This is a genomic window from Streptomyces sp. KL2 (assembly GCF_046529545.1).
In the GTDB taxonomy this organism is placed as follows: Bacteria; Actinomycetota; Actinomycetes; order Streptomycetales; family Streptomycetaceae; genus Streptomyces; species Streptomyces radiopugnans.
On record NZ_CP127170.1, the window covers coordinates 961,489 to 979,395 of the forward strand.

Sequence of the window (17,907 nt, forward strand, 5' to 3'; positions counted from 1 at the left end):
GTCACGGCCCGCTCGGAGCCTAGCACTCGCGGACCGCCCCGCCCTGGGGCACCGTGGAGACGAGAACCGATCGCCCCACCCTTCGCAGGAGGCACCATGACCAGCCACACCTACCGGGTGACCGAGATCGTCGGCACCTCGCACGAGGGCGTCGACCAGGCGATCCGCAACGGGATCGCCCGGGCCTCGGAGACACTGCGGAACCTGGACTGGTTCGAGGTGACGCAGGTGCGCGGCAACATCTCGGACGGCGAGATCGAGCACTATCAGGTGGGGCTGAAGGTCGGGTTCCGCCTGGAGGGCGAGGCGTAGGCGGGGAGCGGGACCGCCTCGGCGCGCGTCCGCCGGAGCGCTCCTCCCGGCCGGTTCACCCGTCCTGCCGGGGGCGGGAGGGATAGGAACGCCGTCGTGTGGCACTCGGACGCCCGGACGAATGCCCCTGTATCGCACGTTCTGCGCGATACGGCCATTCCGGGAGGAACGCAGCATGCCCACGGCAGCCACCAACAGCCAGGTCACGATCACCGACGCCCCGGCCCACGGCCGGTTCGAGGCCCGGATCGGCGCGACCCTCACCGGCTTCGCCGACTACGTCCGCGACGACGGTCTGGTGACCTATCCGCGGGTGGTGGTGTCCCGGCCCTTCCTCGGCCGGGGCATCGGCGACCGGCTGGTGCGCACCGCACTGGACGACGCGCGGCGGCGCGGCCTGCGGATCCGGCCGGCCTGCGCCTTCGTCGAGCAGTGGCTCGCCATGCACCCCGAGTACCGGGATCTCGTGGCGGAGGAGGCCGGGGGCGGCGACCCCGGGACCGGCTCCGGCGGTGCGGGACGGGTCGGCGGATAGCCCGTCCGGGCGCGCCGGTCCGGGCCCGCGTCCTGGGCCCGTGCTCCTACCGCCTGCCGGCCTTCTTCCTCTGCAGCGCCAGCCGCCGCTTGCGCAGTTCGGCCTGGCGCCGCCGGCTCTCGGCGCGCGCCCTGGCCCGCTCCCGCGCCTCGGGGTCCCGGCGGGGCCCGGTGTGGCGCGTCTTCAGCAGGCCCCAGAAAAGGAGTGCCATGAGGAGCAGTGCGAACACGCCGAAGGCGCCGGCCACCGCCGGCGGGAGGTCCTGGAAGTCGATGTCCCAGTACCTGATGTAGTCCCTGCTGTGGTACATGGCCCCTCCGCCCCCCTCTGCCCGCACAGGAGGTCCATACCCTACGCCCCGGCCCTGCCCGGACCGTCCCCGAAGGGGGCGGTCCGGGGTGGAGGGGGTGGCTGGGTCAGGGCGTGTTCCACTTCTGGTTGGCGGTGCCCGAGCAGGTCCAGATCTGCGTCTTCGTGCCGTTGGCGGAGTTGTTGTCCTTCACGTCCAGGCACTTGTCGGCATTGGGGTTGACGATGTCCCGGGCCCCGGTGACGACCCACTGCTGGGCGGCCGTGCCGTTGCAGTCCCAGATCTGGACGGGGGTGCCGTCCGCCTTGCCCGCGCCGGAGACGTCCAGGCACTTGCCGAGCGCCCGTATGGTGCCGTCCGTGCCGACGGTCCACCGCTGGGCGGCGTTGCCGTTGCAGTCGTGGATCTGCACGGGGGTGCCGTTGGCGGTGTCCGCCCAGGCCACGTCCAGGCACTTGCCCGCCAGACCGGTGATGGTGCCGGTGCGCCCGCCGCCGCTGTCGCCGCCGCTGGTGACGCGGACGTAGTCGACGACGAGCTTCTGCGGGAAGACGGTGCTCGAGTCCGGCAGTCCCGGCCAGTCGCCGCCCACCGCGAGGTTGAGGATCAGGAAGAACGGCTTGTCGAACACCCAGCGGTCGCCGCCCAGGTCGGCCGGGGTGCGGCGCTGGTAGACCTGGCCGTCGACCGACCAGGTGATGGAGTTCGGGGACCAGTCGACGGCGAAGGTGTGGAAGTCGTCGGCGAACGCCCGGCCGCCGGGGAGGGTGTAGCCGGCGCCGATGCCCTCGCCGCCGGAGTAGCCGGGGCCGTGCAGGGTGCCGTGCACGGTGCCGGGTTCGTAGCCGACGTTCTCCATGATGTCGATCTCGCCGCTGTTGGGCCAGCCGACGCTGCCGATGTCGTGGCCGAGCATCCAGAACGCGGGCCACATGCCCTGTCCGCGCGGGAGCTTCATCCGGGCCTCGATGTGGCCGTAGGTGGTGGTGAACTTCCCCGCGGTGTTCATCCGGGCCGAGGTGTACTCGCAACGCCCGTACCAGCACTGGTAGTTGCCCGGGTTCTCCTTGCGGGCGGTGATCACCAGGTTGCCGTTGCCGTCGAGCGCGGCGTTGGCGTTGCCGGGCGTGTAGTACTGCCTCTCGTGGTTGTTGCCGCTGTTGTCGCCGGTCTCCAGCTGCCATCTGCGACTGTCGACCGCCGAACCGGCGGGGCCGTCGAAGTTCTCCTCGAACAGCACCGCCGCCGGGGCGGCCTCGGCGCCCCGGGCGGCCTTCTGGACGGCTCTCCCGGTGGTCTCGCCCGCCGGGCCGGCGGCCGCGGTGCCGGTGACCGCCATGGTCGCGGCCAGCGTCAGCAGTGTGGCCGCCGACGCCCAGCGGCGGGACCGGCGACGCCGGGCGGGCTTTCCGCGGGGAGGATCGTGGGGCGCGTGGGAGGTTGTCGGGTGCATGACCATCACATCCGTCTGTCGTCCGGAGGATCCGGCGGTGGGGTGCCGCTCCCCGGGGCACGGGCGGCGGGTACGTGACCGTACGGCGGCCGTGGCGGCGCCGAAGCCGCCTCGTGCGCGCGGGACGCGGCGCGGACGGGACGCGGGCGGCGCTCGGCACACCAACCGCCCGCTTTGCAGGCTTGGTTCGGGCAGTGAGTCAACTCCTGGGGAAACCCGGTCGTCAAGGGCTTGGACGAGACCAATTGGCTTCAAGAGGTGAACAAGAGAGCGCTCTTGAGAGCGTTCTCAAACAGTGACACGCAATTTTGACGTGAAGTCTTGACGCCCTCGCTCGCTGCCGTTTGACTCCGTGCCCATGCCCGGCACCGGTCCCGGGACCGGTGCCGCCGCCACGCCACTGCCGTGCCGCCGCCGTCCCGTCGCCCGTCCGCCGGCCCCGTCCGTCACCCCGTCCGCCGTCCCACCCCCGCCGCAGCCGAACCGGGCAGCGCCGAGCCGCCGAAGGAGTGCCCATGCGCGTCACCATCGCCGATGTCGCCCGTGCGGCCGGCGTCAGCAAGTCGACCGTCTCCCGGGTGCTCAACGCCAAGGGCGATGTGGACGGCCGGACCGCCGAGCGGGTGCGCGACGTCATCGGCAGGCTGGGCTACGTGCCCAGTTCGCGCGCCGTCGGGCTGGCCCGGGGCCGCAGCCGCACCGTCGGGATGCTCGCGCCCTCCCTGGCCTGGCCCTGGGTGGCCGAACTCGTCCAGGGCGCGGTGGACGCCGTCGAGGCGGCCGGATACGGGCTGCTGCTGTTCACCTGCGGCCGGGGCCGGGAGTCGATGACGCGGCTTACCGCGCAGGTGTCGGCGAACGCGTTCGACGGGCTGCTGGTGGTGGAGCCGGAGACCGAGACCGGCGCCGTCGCCGCGATGCACCGCTCGGGCCTGCCGGTCGTGCTGATCGACGACCGCGTCCGCCATCCGGGGTTCCCCTCCGTCGCGACCACCAACACCCTCGGCGGCACGCAGGCGGCGCACCGGCTGCTCGGCCTCGGCCGCAGCAGGCCGCTGGTGGTCACCGGCCCCCGGCGGTTCGACTGCGTGCGCGAGCGGCTGGAGGGCTTCGTCCGGACCCTGGAGGAACACGGCGTCGGACACGATCCGCGCCGCACGGTGGAGGGCGGCTTCGGCGAGCGCTCGGGCGAGGAGGCCGTGGCGCGCCTCCTGGCCGAGGGCGCCGGCTTCGACGCCGTCTTCGCCCACAACGACCTGAGCGCGATGGGCGCCCTGCGCGCCCTGCGCGCCGCCGGGCGGCGGGTTCCCGACGACGTCGCGGTGATCGGCTTCGACGACATCCCGCTGGCCGCCTACACCGACCCGCCCCTGACCACCGTCCGCCAGCCGCTGCGGGCCATGGGCGGGGCGGCCGCCGCCCTGCTGCTGGCCCGGATCGGCGGAGACCCCCCGGACGGCCTCCCGGGCGGCCTCCCGGGCGGCCCTCCGGACGGCGATCGGGTCGTCCTGCCCACCGAGCTGGTGGACCGCGCGTCGGCCCCCGGCCCGGTCCTCACCCCCTAGAACCCGCCCCCGCCCTGCTCGCACCCGCCGCAGAACCTCGATGAGAGCGCTCTCAAGCGCAGAGTCCCAGCCGACCTGAGAGCGCTCTCATGAACCAGTCCAGATCGCTCCCTCATCCACCGCGATCGAAAACGGAAAGACCAGGAGGAGACACCATGAGAGTCCGGACCCGGACCAGAACCGCCATCGCGGTGGCCCTGGCCGCCACCGCCCTGCTCGCCGGCTGCACCGCGGGCGCCCCCGGTGCGGGCGGCGGGCAGGCCAAGGGCGACAAGGGCGTGCTGACCGTCGGCATGCCCAACGGCCCGCAGACCGACAACAGCAACCCGTTCCTGGGCACCTCCGCGGGCGCCTCCCTGGGCTACCGCCACATGATCTACGAGCCGCTGGTGATGGTGAACGGTGTCCGCCCCGCCGAGAAGGGCACGCCCTGGCTGGCCAGCGAGTGGAAGTGGTCGGACAACTACAGGAAGCTCACCCTGACCGTGCAGGACGGGCCCACCTGGTCCGACGGGAAGGAGTTCAGCGCGGGGGACGTGGAGTTCACCTTCCGGCTGCTGAAGGAGAACGAGGCGCTCAACACCAACGCCATCCCCTACGACGGCATCAGCCGCAAGGGCGACACCGTCGAACTGACCTTCCCCGAGCCGCAGTTCGTCAACCAGAGCAAGATCCTGACCACCTTCGTCGTGCCCGAGCACATCTGGTCGAAGGTGGAGAACCCCGAGACCTGGCCCAACAAGAAGCCCGTGGGCACCGGCCCGTACACCCTCAAGACCTTCACGCCGCAGACCATCACCCTCACCGCCCGCGACACCTACTGGCAGGAGAAGCCGAAGGTCGAGGAGCTGCGCTACACCTCCTACAACGACAACAACGCGCAGACCACGGCCCTGGCCAACGGCACCTGCGAGTGGTCCTTCGTGTTCACTCCGGACTACGAGAAGATCTACGTCTCCAAGGACCCCGAGCACCACAAGCTCTGGTTCCCCTCCGGGCTGGGCGTCCACGGCCTGTGGTTCAACACCGCCAAGAAGCCCTTCGACGACCCGGCGCTGCGCCGCGCCATCAACCACGTCGTCGACCGCGAGGCCATCCACGTCCGGGCGCAGGCCACGCTCTACCCGGAGATCGAGAGCGTGACGGGCATCCCGCTGCCCGCCGGCGAGCCCTTCATCGCGCCCGAGTACAAGGGCGAGAAGCAGAAGGTGGACGTCGAGGCCGCCAAGAAGGAGCTGAAGAAGGCCGGTTACACCCTGTCCGGAGGCGTCCTGAAGGACCCCTCGGGCAAGCCGGTGACGATGACGCTCACCGACCCGGCCGGCTGGTCCGACTACCTCACCGGTCTGTCGATCATCAAGGACAACGTCAAGCAGATCGGCATCGAGGCCAAGGTCAGGACCCAGACCGTCGACGCCTGGACCACCGCGATGAACGAGGGCGACTTCGACGCCAGCCTGCACTGGACCAACAGCGGCGCCACCCCGTACGACATGTACCAGCACGTGATGGACGGCGAGCTGTACCAGCCGCTCGGCAAGGCGGCCCCCGGCGGCAACTTCGGCCGCTTCCGCAACGAGGCGGCCACCAAGGCGCTCAAGGAGTACGCGAACGCGAGCGACGAGAGCACCCGCACCGAGGCGCTGAACGAACTCCAGCGGATCATGGTCGAGGAAGTGCCGCTCATCGCCACCGCCGCCGCCCCCATCGGCGCCGAGTACAGCACCCGCAACTGGGTCGGCTGGCCCTCGGAGTCCGACCCGTACGCGCCGCCGCAGCCCACCCAGCCCAACTCCCTGGACGTCGTCCTGCACCTGCGCCCCGCCTCCTGACGGCACACCGGGCGCCGGACGCCGGGCGGGCCGCCCGCCCCCGCCGCACACCTCATCCCATCCCCGCACAGCGGCGGGGCGGGCCCCGCCCGGCACATCCCGGCATACCCGCGCACACGGCACAGGCAGCCCGACAGCCATGACCACAGGGACGACAGGAAGAGCCATGTCCGAAGAACGCTCCGAAGAACACCCCGCACCACCACCCGGCCGCGCGGCCGACCGTGCGGCCGGCCCCGTCGGCCCGGCCTCCGGCGCCGGCGCCGGCACCGACGAGCGCGTGGTGCTGGAGGCCGAGGGGGTGAGCAAGCACTTCCCCGTGCGGCGCGGCGCCCGCGCGCTGCTGGGCGGGGAGCGCCGGGCCGTCCACGCGGTGGACGACGTGTCGCTGCGGCTGCGCCGCGGTTCGGTGACCGCGCTGGTGGGCGAGTCCGGGTCGGGCAAGTCCACCGTCGCCCGGCTGCTCGCCCAGCTCCACCCCGCGACCGCCGGGGAGATCCGGCTGGACGGCAGGCCGGTGCGGGCCGGGCGGGGACGGGCGTTCCGCGCGTACTGCCGGCACGTCCAGCTGATCTTCCAGGACCCGTTCGCCTCGCTCAATCCGGTGCACACCGTCCGCTACCACCTCACCCGCGCGCTGCGCATCCACGGCCGGGCCGGCAGCGGTGCGGCGGAGCTGGAGAAGGCGCTGGCCGCGCTGCTGGAGCGGGTGCAGCTCACCCCGGCCTCCCGCTACCTGGACGCCTTCCCGCACGAGCTGTCCGGCGGCCAGCGCCAGCGGGTTGCCATCGCCCGCGCGATGGCCGCCGATCCGCGGGTGCTGCTGGCCGACGAGCCGGTCTCCATGCTGGACGTCTCCATCCGCCTGGGCGTGCTCAACCTGCTGCGCGACCTCAAGGAGCGGCTGGACCTGGCGATCCTCTACATCACCCACGACATCGCCTCCGCCCGCTACTTCGCGGACGAGACGCTGGTGATGTACGCGGGGAGGATGGTCGAGGGCGGCGACAGCGAGACCGTCACCCAGCGCCCCGCCCACCCCTACACCCGGCTGCTGCTGGCCTCCGCCCCCGACCCGGACCGGGTCACCGGGAGCGGTGGGGACGGCGGGACCGGCGAGGGCGGCGGGGACCCGGCCGATCCGTCGGCGAGCGAACCACCGAGCCTGATCTCGCCGCCCGAGGGCTGCCGCTTCCACCCGCGCTGCCCGCTGGCGATGGAGCGCTGCCGCGACCGGACCCCGCCGCGCTTCGACCTCGACGGCGGCCAGTGGGCGGCCTGCTGGCTGTACGACACCTCCCCGGACGTACCGGCCCCCGGGGACACGCGGGCCGCCGGGACCGGGCGGGGGGCCGCGTCGTGAAGTTCGTCCTCCAGCGCCTGGCCTTCTACCTGCTGACCGCCTGGGCGGCCATCACCATCAACTTCCTCATCCCCCGGCTGATGCCCGGCGACCCGGTGCAGTCGCTGCTCGCCCGCTACCAGGGCCAGCTCTCCAGCAAGTCCATCGCCTCCCTGGAGGCCCTCTTCGGGCTCGACCGGGACCGCTCGCTGTGGCAGCAGTACACCGACTACTGGGCCAGCCTGTTCCGCGGCGACCTGGGGACGTCGTTCACCTTCTTCCCCACCCCCGTCTCGGAGGTCATCGCCCAGAGCCTGCCGTGGACCCTGGCCCTGGTCGGCACCACGACCCTGATCAGCTTCCTGCTCGGCACCGGCATCGGCATCTTCGCCGGCTGGAAGCGCGGCTCCTGGCTGGACGGGCTGCTGCCGGTGACCACCTTCATCTCGGCCATCCCGTACTTCTGGCTGGGGCTGATCGCCATCGCGGTGTTCGCCGTGCAGTGGCCCCTCTTCCCCGCCTCCGGCGGCTACGACACCTCCCTGGTGCCGTCCCTCAGCGGGGCGTTCGTCTCCAGCGCGCTGTACCACGCGGTGCTGCCGGGCGTGACCGTCGTGCTCAGCGCGATGGCCGGCTGGGTCCTGGGGATGCGGAACATGATGGTGACCGTCTCCTCCGAGGACTACGTGATGGTCGCCCAGGCCAAGGGCCTGCCCGAGCGCCGGGTGATGTTCTCCTACGCCGCCCGCAACGCGATCCTGCCCAACGTCTCCGGCTTCGCGCTCTCGCTGGGCTTCATCGTCGGCGGCACCCTGCTGGTGGAGATGGTCTTCTCCTACCCCGGCATCGGCTACGTCCTCTTCCAGGGCGTCGGCGCCAAGGACTACCCGCTGATGCAGGGCGTCTTCCTGATCATCACCCTCGCGGTGCTGGCCGCCAACCTCCTGGCCGACCTGCTCTACATGATCCTCGACCCGCGCACCCGGAAGGAGGGCTGACCCATGGCCGTACAGGCGTCCGAAAGCACCGCCCCCATCGGCACCGTCCCCGCCGCCGCCCCGCCCGCGGCCCGCCGCGACCGGCTGCGCTTCCTGCGCAACGGCAAGACCGCCACCGGGCTGGCGATCCTGGGCCTGTTCGTCCTGCTCGCCGTCGCCGGCGAGTGGCTGGCCCCGTACGACCCGTCCGCGATGAGCGACGACGTGCTCCAGCCGCCTTCCTGGGAGCACCCGTTCGGCACCACGCAGACCGGGCAGGACATCTTCTCGCAGGTGCTGGTGGGCACCCGCGGGGTGCTCGTGGTGGGCTTCGTCGCGGGCTTCTTCGCGACGCTGCTGTCGGTGCTGGTCGGGGTGAGCTCCGGCTTCCTGTCCGGCATCGGCGACGAGGTGCTCTCCGCGTTCACCAACATCTTCCTCGTCCTGCCCGGACTGCCGCTGATCATCATCATCGCCAGCTTCCTGCCGGACTCCGGCGACGTGATCATCGCGGTGGTCATCAGCCTCACCGCGTGGGCCTGGGGAGCCCGGGTGCTGCGCGCGCAGACCATGTCGCTGCGCGGACGGGACTACGTCCAGGCCGCACGGGCCACGGGCGAGTCCACCTGGCGGATCATCGTCTTCGAGATCCTGCCGAACCTGACCGCCGTCATCGCCTCCGGATTCGTCGGAACGGTGATCTTCGCGGTGCTGTCGGAGATCACCCTGGCCTTCATCGGCGTGGCCGACATCTCCCACTGGAACTGGGGGACCATCCTGTTCTGGGCGCAGAGCAACCAGGCGCTCGGCCAGGGCGCGTGGTGGTGGTTCGTGCCCGCCGGACTGTGCATCGCGCTGCTGGGCACGGCGCTGACGCTGATCAACTTCGGCATCGACGAGTTCGTCAACCCCCGGCTGCGCACCGCCGTACGCGTCCGGGGCGGGGCCCGGATGCGGGTCGGCTTCACCCCTGTCGCCCGCGCCCCGCGCGGCGGGGCGGAGCCCGCGGGGAAAGCGGGCGGGGCGCGCGAGACCGAGGAGACCCCCGTATGAGCACATCGGCCACCTCCCCCGTGAGCGCCCCGCCGCACGCCTCGACGCGGCCGCCCGTGCTGGAGATCGGCGGTCTGTCCGTCGACTACGGCGTCGGGGACGGCGCGGTGCGGGCCCTGCACGACGTGGACCTGACGCTGCGCCGCGGCGAGGTGCTGGGCCTGGCCGGCGAGTCCGGCTCGGGCAAGTCCACCCTGGCCTACGCCGTCACCCGGCTGCTCTCCCCGCCCGGGGTGATCACCGGCGGGGACGTGCGCTACCACCCGCGCGAGGGCGGGCCGGTGGACGTGCTGGCCATGACCCCGCAGGAACTCCGGGCGTTCCGCTGGCAGGAGGTCTCCATCGTCTTCCAGGGGGCGATGAACTCCCTCAACCCCGTCCACACCGTCCGCACCCAGCTCACCGACGTCCTGAAGGCCCACCGGCCGCGGATGTCCCGGGAGGAGCGCACCGGGCGGGCGCGGGAGCTGCTGTCGCTGGTGGGGATCTCCCCCGACCGGCTGGGCGCCTACCCGCACCAGCTCTCGGGCGGGATGCGGCAGCGGGTGATGATCGCGATGGCGCTGGCCCTGGAGCCGGAGATCGTCGTCATGGACGAACCGACCACCGCGCTGGACGTGGTGATGCAGCGCCAGATCCTGCGGCAGCTCGTGCGGCTGCGCGAGGAGCTGGACTTCTCGGTCGTCTTCATCACCCACGACATCTCGCTGCTGATCGAGTTCTCCGACCGGATCGCCATCATGTACGGCGGCCGGGTCGTGGAGCAGGCCGGGGCCGCCGACATCTACCGCGACCCCCGCCACCCGTACAGCCACGGGCTGCTGCACTCCTTCCCCGCGCTGCACGGCCCGCGCCGCGAGCTGACCGGCATACCCGGCTCCCCGCCGGACCTGCGGGCCATGCCGTCCGGCTGCGCCTTCCACCCCCGCTGCCCGAAGGCCTTCGAGCCCTGCGGGCTGCACACGCCTCGTCTGGCGCCCGTGACCGACACCGGTACCGACACCGGTACCGACACAGACACCGGCCGCAGCGTCGCCTGCTGGCTGAACGACGACCGCCGATCTGGAGAATCATGACCGCCACCACTTCCGCGCCGACCTCGACCGCCACCTCCCCCGCCGCCGAGCCGGTCGCCGGGCTGCCCGCGGACTTCCGCTGGGGGGTGGCCACCTCCTCGTACCAGATCGAGGGCGCGGTCGACGAGGACGGCCGCACCCCCTCCATCTGGGACACCTTCTGCCGCGTTCCCGGAGCCGTGGCCGGCGGCGAGAACGGCGACACCGCCTGCGACCACTACCACCGGATGCCGCAGGACGTGGAGCTGATCGCCTCCCTGGGCGTGGACACCTACCGCTTCTCACTGGCGTGGCCGCGCATCCAGCCGGGCGGCCGCGGGAAGGGCAACCCGCGCGGCATCGCCTTCTACGACCGGCTGGTCGACGAGCTGCTGGACCGCGGCGTCACCCCGTGGGTCACCCTCTACCACTGGGACCTGCCCCAGGAGCTGGAGGACGCGGGCGGCTGGCCGGAGCGCGACACCGCGTACCGGTTCGCCGACTACGCGGAGATCGCCCACGACGCCCTCGGCGACCGCGTCCGGCACTGGACGACGCTGAACGAGCCGTGGTGCTCGGCGGTGCTCGGCTACGACCAGGGGGTGCACGCGCCCGGCCGGAGGGACTTCGGCGACTCCATGCGGGCCGTCCACCACCTGCTGCTCGGCCACGGGCTGGCCGCCCGGCGGCTGCGCGCCGCCGGGAACCCGCCCGAGGAGCTGGGCATCACCCTCAACCTGGGCACCGCCACCCCGGCGAGCGACAGCGAGGCCGACCGGGCCGCCGCGCGCCGGGCCGACGGCATGGGCACCCGGCTCTACCTGGACCCGCTGGTGCACGGGCGCTATCCGCACGACGTGGTGGAGGACCTGGCCGCCAGGGGGGTGACACTGCCCGTGGAGGACGGCGATCTGGAGGCGATCTCCACACCGCTGGACGTGCTCGGCGTCAACTTCTACTCCGGCCACGTCTTCTCGGGCACCGCCGAGGACGGCTCCACGACCGGTGAGGACGGGCTGCCGGTGACACGGGTCGTCCCGCAGGGCCGGCCGCGCACGGCGATGGACTGGGAGATCGTCCCCGAGCGCCTGACCGAGCTGCTGGTGCGGCTGCAGGAGGACTACGGGCTGCCGACGGTGATCACCGAGAACGGCGCCGCCTTCGACGACGAGCCGCCGGCCGACGGGGCGGTGCACGACGCCGACCGCACCGCCTACCTCGCCGACCACATCCGCGCGGTGGCGGCGGCCCGGAGCGCCGGGGCGGACGTGCGCGGCTACTTCGCCTGGTCGCTGATGGACAACTTCGAGTGGGCCTACGGGTACGCCAAGAGGTTCGGTCTGGTCCACGTCGACTACGAGACCCAGCGCCGGACCGTCAAGGACAGCGGACTGTGGTACCGGGACACGATCCGTCTGACCCGCCGGGCCGCGGGCCGGGCCGGCGGGGACCAGGCCGCCGCGGGCTGACGCGCGGGCGGCGGCGGGCGGGGATCAGGCCGCCGGGGACCAGGCCGCCGCCGCCCGCGCGCCCGTGCCCAGGGCCGCCTCCACCGCCTCCCGTGCGGCGGAGGCCAGCGCGCGGCGGTCGGGGTGGGCGCCGGGCGGCAGCGGCGGCAGTACGGTCACCTCGGCGACCAGGCCCCGGGCGGCGGCCACCCGGCGCAGCGAGGCGGCCAGTGCGTCGTCGCCGACGAAGGCGGCCCGCGTGTCCACCGCCTCCGCCGTGTCCGTCACGCCTGGCCCGCCCGCCGTGTCCGCCGTGTCCGCCGTGCTGTGCGCCCGGTAGCGGATCGCCACCGGCTGTACGGGGACCCCGGCCTCCAACGCGGCCTGGAACAGCGCTCTGTGGAACGGCCCCAGTTCCCTGCCGCACCGGGTGCTGCCCTCGGGGAAGGCCACCACGGTCGAGCCCGCGCGCAGCGCCCCGGCGACCTCCGCGACCGTCCCCGGCAGGGACCGCAGCCGCTCGCGGTCGATGAACAGGGTCCCTCCGCGGGCGGCCAGCCGCCCCAGCACCGGATACCGTCCGACCTCCCGCTTGGCCACCATCCGGCCCGGCGCCACGGCGGCCAGCAGCGGTACGTCCAGCCAGGAGACGTGGTTGGCCACCACCAGCGCCGGACCGGCGGCGGGCCCGCCCGTGACGCGGACCCGCACCCCCAGCGCGGTGGCGATCGCACCGCACCACCGCCGCACCAGCACCGCGCGGCGGGCCGGCGCGAGGCGGCGCACCATCGGTGACAGCGCCACCCCCGCCGACAGAACGGCGGCCAGGGCCGCCCAGCGCGCCGACCGCCGCACCGTCCCGGCAGCCGCCGGGCGGCGGGGCAGGCAGCCGGCCACGGTGCACGGCGAGAACGGGAACCAGGGGTTCGCCCGGGGCTCCGCCCGCTCCGGTGCGCCCATCGCTCCTCCTTCCCCCACCCTCCGGTTCATTCCGCCGCCGGTTCCGTCAGGCCGGGAGGAGGGAGAGGAAGTGCCGCAGGTAGCGCGGGTTGGTGTCGCGCAGCGACAGCAGCACGTACAGATCGGCGACGCCGAAGTCCGGGTCGTGGGCGGGTTCCCCGCAGACCTTGGCGCCCAGGCGCAGATAGCCGCGCAGCAGCGGCGGCAGCGCGGTGCGGGAGGCGGCGCCCGGCGCCGGCTCCACGTCCCCGGCGCGCCAGGGCAGCCGGGGGCGCACCCGGTACTCGGCGGGGGCGAGGTGCCGCTCGGCGACCGCCGCCCACACGGCGGCGGCCGTCGCCCCGCCGTCGGCCAGCGGCAGGGAGCAGCATCCGCCGAGCCAGTTGTGCCCGCTGCGCTTCAGGTAGCGGGCTATGCCCGCCCACATCAGGGCGATGACGGCGCCGTCGCGGTGGTCGGGGTGGACGCAGGAGCGGCCCGCCTCCACCAGGTCGCCGCGCAGACCGGCGCCGTCCAGCAGACCGTCCAGCTCGAACTCGCCCTCGGCGTACAGCCGTCCGGCCACACGCGCCCGCTCCGGCGGCAGCAGCCGGTAGGTGCCCACCACATCCCCGGTCGCCCGCTCACGTACCAGGAGGTGGTCGCAGTAGGCGTCGAAGGGGTCGGTGTCCAGGCCCGGTTCGGGGCCGGCGAGGCGGGCTCCCAGCTCGCCGGCGAAGACCTCGTACCGCAGGCGCTGCGCGGCCCGTACGTCCGCCTCGTCGCGGGCGAGGGAGACGGTGTACCCGTCGCCGGAAGGCGCGGGTGCGGGGGCCGGCGTGGGTGCGGATGCGGGTGCGGAGGAGGGCTGGGCGGGGATGCCGGGGAGGGTGGGAAGGGTGGCGGGTACGGCTGGCACGGCGGAAGCGGACACGGCGGGTCCTCCTGGTCCGGGCGGCAGTGGATCGCCGGTCCGTCGTACGGCGGGACCGGCTCTCCCCCTTTCTTCGCCGGGTCGGCTGGACTCCGCGTGACCACTCCGGGGAGCGGGGATGTGCGCCGACTGAACACACGCCCCCGGCGCGTACGGAGCGCGGACGGTGCCGCGTCACCCGCGCGGGGCAGAGGGACATGAAACCGCCCGTCCCGGTCAAGGGATGGAGTGAGAGGTCACCAGGCGGCGCGGCGGCGCCCGGCCGGAGGGACGGCGAGTGATGCGGACGATGCGGACGGGGCGGGCCTCGGGCGGCGGGCCGGGCACCGGGCGGCGGGCCGTACGGGCGCGGGTCCGGGCGCTGGCGGCGGCGGTGGCGTGCGCCGCGCTGCTGACGGGCTGCCCGGGGGCCGGAGACGGTGACGGCGGCGGGGAGCAGAACGGCCGCTCCCCCTTCACCGGTGAGAGCGTGGCCGACGCCTCGGCGCCGGTGCTCGCCGTGAAGATCGACAACGTGGCGGCCGCGCGCCCCCAGACGGGGCTGGAGCGGGCCGACATCGTCTATGTGGAGCAGGTCGAGTCGGGGCTGACCCGGCTGCTGGCCGTGTACTCCTCCGACCTGCCGCCCACCGTCGGGCCGGTGCGCAGCGCCCGGGAGTCCGACATCGAGCTGCTGCGGCAGTTCGGCGAGCCGGCGCTGGCCTACTCCGGGGCGCAGTCGAAGCTGGTGCCGGTGCTGGAGGCGTCCCCGCTCCACCTGATGCCGCCCGGCGAGGCGCCCGGCGCCTACTCGCGCAGCGCGGACCGCTCCGCCCCGCACAACATGTACCTGGATCCCCGGGCCGCCCTGCGCGAGGCCCCCGACGGAGTGAGCGGCGCCTCCGACATCGGCTTCCGCTTCGGCGCGGCGCCGCAGGGCGGCCGGGCCGACACCGAGGAGGCCGTCCGCTTCCCGGCCGTCCGGTACGCCTTCACCTGGTCGGCCGAGCACGACCGCTGGCTGGTGTCCATCGACGGCCAGGAGGCGACCACCACCGACGGCGGCCGGCTCGGGGCCCCCACGGTCGTCGTCCAGCGCGTGGAGATCCGCGACTCCCGCTTCAGCGACCGCGGCGGCAGCGTCAGCCCGTACTCGGAGACGGTCGGTTCCGGCGAGGCGACGGTGCTGCGCGGCGGCCGGGCGTACGAGGCGCGCTGGTCCCGGCCGTCGGCGGAGAGCGGCACGGGGTTCACCACGCCGGACGGCGATCCGATGACCTTCGCCGAGGGGCAGGTGTGGGTGGTGCTCGCCCCGCGCTGAGGCGCGCCGGGGCGCCACGCGCGGACGTCAGGCCCGGGCGGCGGGAGCCGGCGGCCGAGCGGTGCGGGCACCCGCCGTGCCCTGCACTCCTCCCGTGCCGTGCCGTGCCGTGCCGCACCGTCCGATCCGGTGCGGTGCGGTGCGCTAGCCCGGTGCGATGTGGCGCCGCAGGACGGCGCGGAGATCGGCCTCGAAGGCGTCGTAGCGGGCGCGCAGCGCCGCGCCCGGCCAGTCGCCGGGCAGCAGGGCGGCCGGGAGCAGGGGATCGGCGAGCAGATGGCGCAGGACGGCGGCCGAGACGGTGAAGCGCCGGGCCGGGTCGCCGGCCTCCGCCGCGGCGTCGGCGGCGGCCGTCAGGGCGCGGGCCCGCGCCGCCCAGCCGTCCAGGTCCCACAGCGCGGCGGCGAGTTCGGCCGGATCGCCGTCGGGGGCGCCGGTCAGCAGGGTGCACTGCTCGGTGACGACGGGCGGGCGGGGCCGCAGCAGGTTGGCGGGGCGCAGCCAGGTGCCCTCGCGCAGTTCGGCCAGGCGCAGGGCGGCCATCGCCTGGCGCAGGGCGCCCCGGTCGGCCGCGGCCCGGCGCTCGGCGGTGACGACGGCGATCTCCCACTCCCCCCGCCAGTCGCGGGTGCGGGGTGCGCGGCTGTCGTCCTGGCGGGCCTGGCGTTCCAGCAGGCGCGCGGTGAGGCCGTACGAGCCGTCGGCGGTCTGGGCCAGGTCCCCGGCCGCGACCATCCGCGACAGCGCCACCCGTACCGTGCCCTCCGCGATCCCGAAGAGTTCGCCGACCCGCACCAGGGCTCTGGCGGGCAGGGCGGGCGGGTGGTGGCCGAGCAGGGTGCTGAGCACGATCGAGCGGGCCGTCAGGGGACGCAGGGCGAGCGCCCGGGCGCCGCGATCACCGTGGGCTCCGGCGCGGGTGCCGTCGCGGGTTGCGCGGGTGCCGCCGGGGCCTTCCGCGTCGTCTGTGCCGTTCATGGTTTCCGTGATCCTAACCGCCCGGCGCATTACAGACTTCCGTCACGCATGTGGAATCTGTAATGTCGGTGTGCCGGGCACCGCCCGTCCCCCGCCGCCCCGCCGCCTTCGGAGGCCGCCGTGAGCGCCACCCATGAAGTGATCAACCAGCCCCCGCCGCTGACCGGCTTCACCGCGGCGGACGACCCCGCCGTCTTCGAGGCCCTGCGCCGCCACGGCGCGCAGTGGGGCGAGGCCGAGATCCGGGAGCTGGGCGCGCTGGCCGGTGCCCCGGAGGTGCAGGACTGGGCCCGGGCGGCCGAGGAGGCCCCGCCGCGCCTGCGCACCCACGACCGCTACGGCCACCGCGTGGACGAGGTGGAGTTCCACCCCGCCTGGCACCACCTGATGGCCACCGCCGTCGAGCACGGGCTGCACGCCGCGCCCTGGGCCGACTCCCGCCCCGGCGCCCATCTGGTGCGCGCCGCCAAGTTCCACCTGTGGTCCCAGGCCGAGGCCGGGCACGGCTGCCCGGTCTCCATGACGTACGCGGCCGTCCCCGCGCTGCGCGCCCAGCCGGACCTGGCCGCCGTCTACGAACCACTGCTGACCGCCCGCTCCTACGACTTCGGGCTGCGCCCGCCGCTGGGCAAGTCCGGGCTGATCGCGGGCATGTCGATGACCGAGAAGCAGGGCGGCTCGGACGTGCGGGCCAACACCACCGAGGCCGTCCCCGCAGGCGACGGCGGCTACCGGCTCACCGGCCACAAGTGGTTCACCTCCGCGCCGATGAGCGACGTCTTCCTGGTGCTGGCACAGGCTCCCGAGGGCCTGACCTGCTTCCTGCTGCCGCGCGTGCTGCCCGACGGCACCCGCAACGCCATGCACCTGCAACGGCTGAAGGACAAGCTGGGCAACCGCTCCAACGCCTCCGCCGAGGTCGAGTACGACGGTGCCGTCGCCTGGCCGGTCGGCGAGGCGGGCCGCGGGGTGCGCACCATCGTGGAGATGGTCAACATGACGCGCCTGGACTGCGTCCTGGGCACGGCCGCCGGCATGCGCGCCGGACTGCGCCAGGCCCTGCACCACACCGCCCACCGGCGGGCTTTCGGCGCCAGGCTGGCCGACCAGCCCCTGATGCGCTCGGTCCTGGCCGACCTGGCGATCGAGTCGGAGGCCGCCACCACCCTGGGGCTGCGGCTGGCGGCGGCCGTGGACGCCGCGCACGCCGGGGACGAGTCGGAGGCCGCCTTCCGCCGGCTGGCCCTGGCCGTGTCCAAGTACTGGGTGTGCAAGCGCGGCAGCACGCACGCCGCCGAGGCGCTGGAGTGCCTGGGCGGCAACGGCTACGTCGAGGAGTCGGGCATGCCCCGCCTGTACCGCGAGGCGCCGCTGCTGTCGATCTGGGAGGGCTCGGGCAACGTCGCCGCCCTGGACGTGCTGCGCGCCCTGGCCAGGGAGCCGGCCGGTCTGGACGCCGTCCTGGCCGAGGTGGACGCCGCCTCCGGAGCCGACGCCCGCCTGGACTCGGCCGCCGCCGGGGTGCGGGCCATGCTGCCGGAGCTGAAGGACCCGGTCGGCGCGCAACTGCGCGCCCGTGCCTTCGCCGAGCGCCTGGCGCTCGTCCTCCAGGGCAGCCTGCTGGTGCGCCACAGCCACCCGGCGGTCGCCGACGCGTTCTGCGCCTCCCGGCTGGGCGGCGACTGGGGGTACGCCTTCGGCACGCTCCCGGCGGGCGCCGGTCTCGGCGCGATCCTGGAGCGTGCCCGGACGCGGTGACGGAGGCGGCCGCCGCGACGCACCGCCCCCGCGGCTGGACTCCCCGCCCCTCTTCCTGCCAACCTCTGTGCCTGCAGCGGCCGTTGCCGCCGGCCGAACGGCCGGCGCCGCTCCGG

General features: G+C 74.0%; 16 protein-coding genes. 11 read left to right on the forward strand and 5 right to left on the reverse strand.

The annotated features are described in order from the left end of the window. Nucleotides 1–96 precede the first annotated feature (96 nt). On the forward strand, nucleotides 97–312 hold the full coding sequence (locus QPK52_RS04410; protein ID WP_093656151.1) for a dodecin: 216 nt from the start codon (nucleotides 97–99) through the stop codon (nucleotides 310–312). A 175-nt stretch (nucleotides 313–487) separates the two neighbouring features. Beyond that, a complete protein-coding gene (locus QPK52_RS04415) occupies nucleotides 488–847 on the forward strand; it encodes a GNAT family N-acetyltransferase (RefSeq protein WP_410535683.1) in 360 nt (119 codons plus the stop codon). Nucleotides 848–893: 46 nt separating this feature from the next. On the opposite strand, the gene QPK52_RS04420 is transcribed toward QPK52_RS04415, so the two are convergent. Both QPK52_RS04420 and QPK52_RS04425 read right to left on the reverse strand, forming a co-directional pair. After that, nucleotides 894–1,157 (reverse strand): hypothetical protein, encoded by a 264-nt coding sequence (locus QPK52_RS04420; protein WP_410535684.1) that lies wholly within the window; start codon nucleotides 1,155–1,157, stop codon nucleotides 894–896. Between the two features lie 106 nt (nucleotides 1,158–1,263). Then, nucleotides 1,264–2,610 carry an RICIN domain-containing protein gene (locus QPK52_RS04425; protein WP_410535685.1) on the reverse strand — a complete coding sequence of 449 codons (1,347 nt, stop codon included), beginning with the start codon at nucleotides 2,608–2,610 and terminating at the stop codon, nucleotides 1,264–1,266. Between the two features lie 515 nt (nucleotides 2,611–3,125). Between QPK52_RS04425 and QPK52_RS04430 the strand changes: the two genes are divergently transcribed. The 7 genes from QPK52_RS04430 (at nucleotide 3,126) to QPK52_RS04460 (ending at nucleotide 11,903) form a co-directional block, all read left to right on the forward strand. Next, complete coding sequence (locus tag QPK52_RS04430) at nucleotides 3,126–4,175, forward strand: LacI family DNA-binding transcriptional regulator (RefSeq protein ID WP_410535686.1); 1,050 nt, start codon at nucleotides 3,126–3,128, stop codon at nucleotides 4,173–4,175. A gap of 155 nt (nucleotides 4,176–4,330) precedes the next feature. Next, nucleotides 4,331–6,007 (forward strand): ABC transporter substrate-binding protein, encoded by a 1,677-nt coding sequence (locus QPK52_RS04435; protein WP_410535687.1) that lies wholly within the window; start codon nucleotides 4,331–4,333, stop codon nucleotides 6,005–6,007. Nucleotides 6,008–6,173: 166 nt separating this feature from the next. Next, complete coding sequence (locus QPK52_RS04440) at nucleotides 6,174–7,370, forward strand: ABC transporter ATP-binding protein (protein ID WP_410535688.1); 1,197 nt, start codon at nucleotides 6,174–6,176, stop codon at nucleotides 7,368–7,370. After that, entirely contained in the window at nucleotides 7,367–8,347 is a 981-nt protein-coding gene (locus QPK52_RS04445; protein WP_093656764.1) for an ABC transporter permease, read from the forward strand. Before QPK52_RS04440 ends, QPK52_RS04445 begins: the two co-directional genes overlap by 4 nt. 3 nt (nucleotides 8,348–8,350) lie before the next feature. Beyond that, nucleotides 8,351–9,379, forward strand: a complete 1,029-nt coding sequence (locus tag QPK52_RS04450; protein ID WP_410535689.1) for an ABC transporter permease — start codon at nucleotides 8,351–8,353, stop codon at nucleotides 9,377–9,379. After that, nucleotides 9,376–10,455 (forward strand): ABC transporter ATP-binding protein, encoded by a 1,080-nt coding sequence (locus QPK52_RS04455; protein ID WP_410535690.1) that lies wholly within the window; start codon nucleotides 9,376–9,378, stop codon nucleotides 10,453–10,455. The genes QPK52_RS04450 and QPK52_RS04455 overlap by 4 nt, the downstream gene beginning before the upstream one ends. Continuing rightward, nucleotides 10,452–11,903 (forward strand): GH1 family beta-glucosidase, encoded by a 1,452-nt coding sequence (locus tag QPK52_RS04460; RefSeq protein ID WP_410535691.1) that lies wholly within the window; start codon nucleotides 10,452–10,454, stop codon nucleotides 11,901–11,903. The genes QPK52_RS04455 and QPK52_RS04460 overlap by 4 nt, the downstream gene beginning before the upstream one ends. Before the next feature lie 24 nt (nucleotides 11,904–11,927). On the opposite strand, the gene QPK52_RS04465 is transcribed toward QPK52_RS04460, so the two are convergent. Beyond that, the gene (locus QPK52_RS04465; protein ID WP_410535692.1) at nucleotides 11,928–12,842 is read right to left on the reverse strand and encodes a lysophospholipid acyltransferase family protein; all 915 of its coding nucleotides are present in this window, start codon (nucleotides 12,840–12,842) and stop codon (nucleotides 11,928–11,930) included. Between the two features lie 46 nt (nucleotides 12,843–12,888). Further along, the gene (locus QPK52_RS04470; protein ID WP_410540198.1) at nucleotides 12,889–13,701 is read right to left on the reverse strand and encodes a GNAT family N-acetyltransferase; all 813 of its coding nucleotides are present in this window, start codon (nucleotides 13,699–13,701) and stop codon (nucleotides 12,889–12,891) included. A gap of 343 nt (nucleotides 13,702–14,044) precedes the next feature. Between QPK52_RS04470 and QPK52_RS04475 the strand changes: the two genes are divergently transcribed. Further along, a complete protein-coding gene (locus tag QPK52_RS04475; RefSeq protein WP_410540199.1) occupies nucleotides 14,045–15,055 on the forward strand; it encodes a DUF3048 domain-containing protein in 1,011 nt (336 codons plus the stop codon). 144 nt (nucleotides 15,056–15,199) lie between these two features. On the opposite strand, the gene QPK52_RS04480 is transcribed toward QPK52_RS04475, so the two are convergent. Then, nucleotides 15,200–16,033 carry a PaaX family transcriptional regulator C-terminal domain-containing protein gene (locus QPK52_RS04480; RefSeq protein WP_410535694.1) on the reverse strand — a complete coding sequence of 278 codons (834 nt, stop codon included), beginning with the start codon at nucleotides 16,031–16,033 and terminating at the stop codon, nucleotides 15,200–15,202. A 120-nt stretch (nucleotides 16,034–16,153) separates the two neighbouring features. Between QPK52_RS04480 and QPK52_RS04485 the strand changes: the two genes are divergently transcribed. Then, a complete protein-coding gene (locus QPK52_RS04485; RefSeq protein ID WP_410535695.1) occupies nucleotides 16,154–17,791 on the forward strand; it encodes an acyl-CoA dehydrogenase family protein in 1,638 nt (545 codons plus the stop codon). The last annotated feature ends 116 nt before the right edge of the window (nucleotides 17,792–17,907 follow it).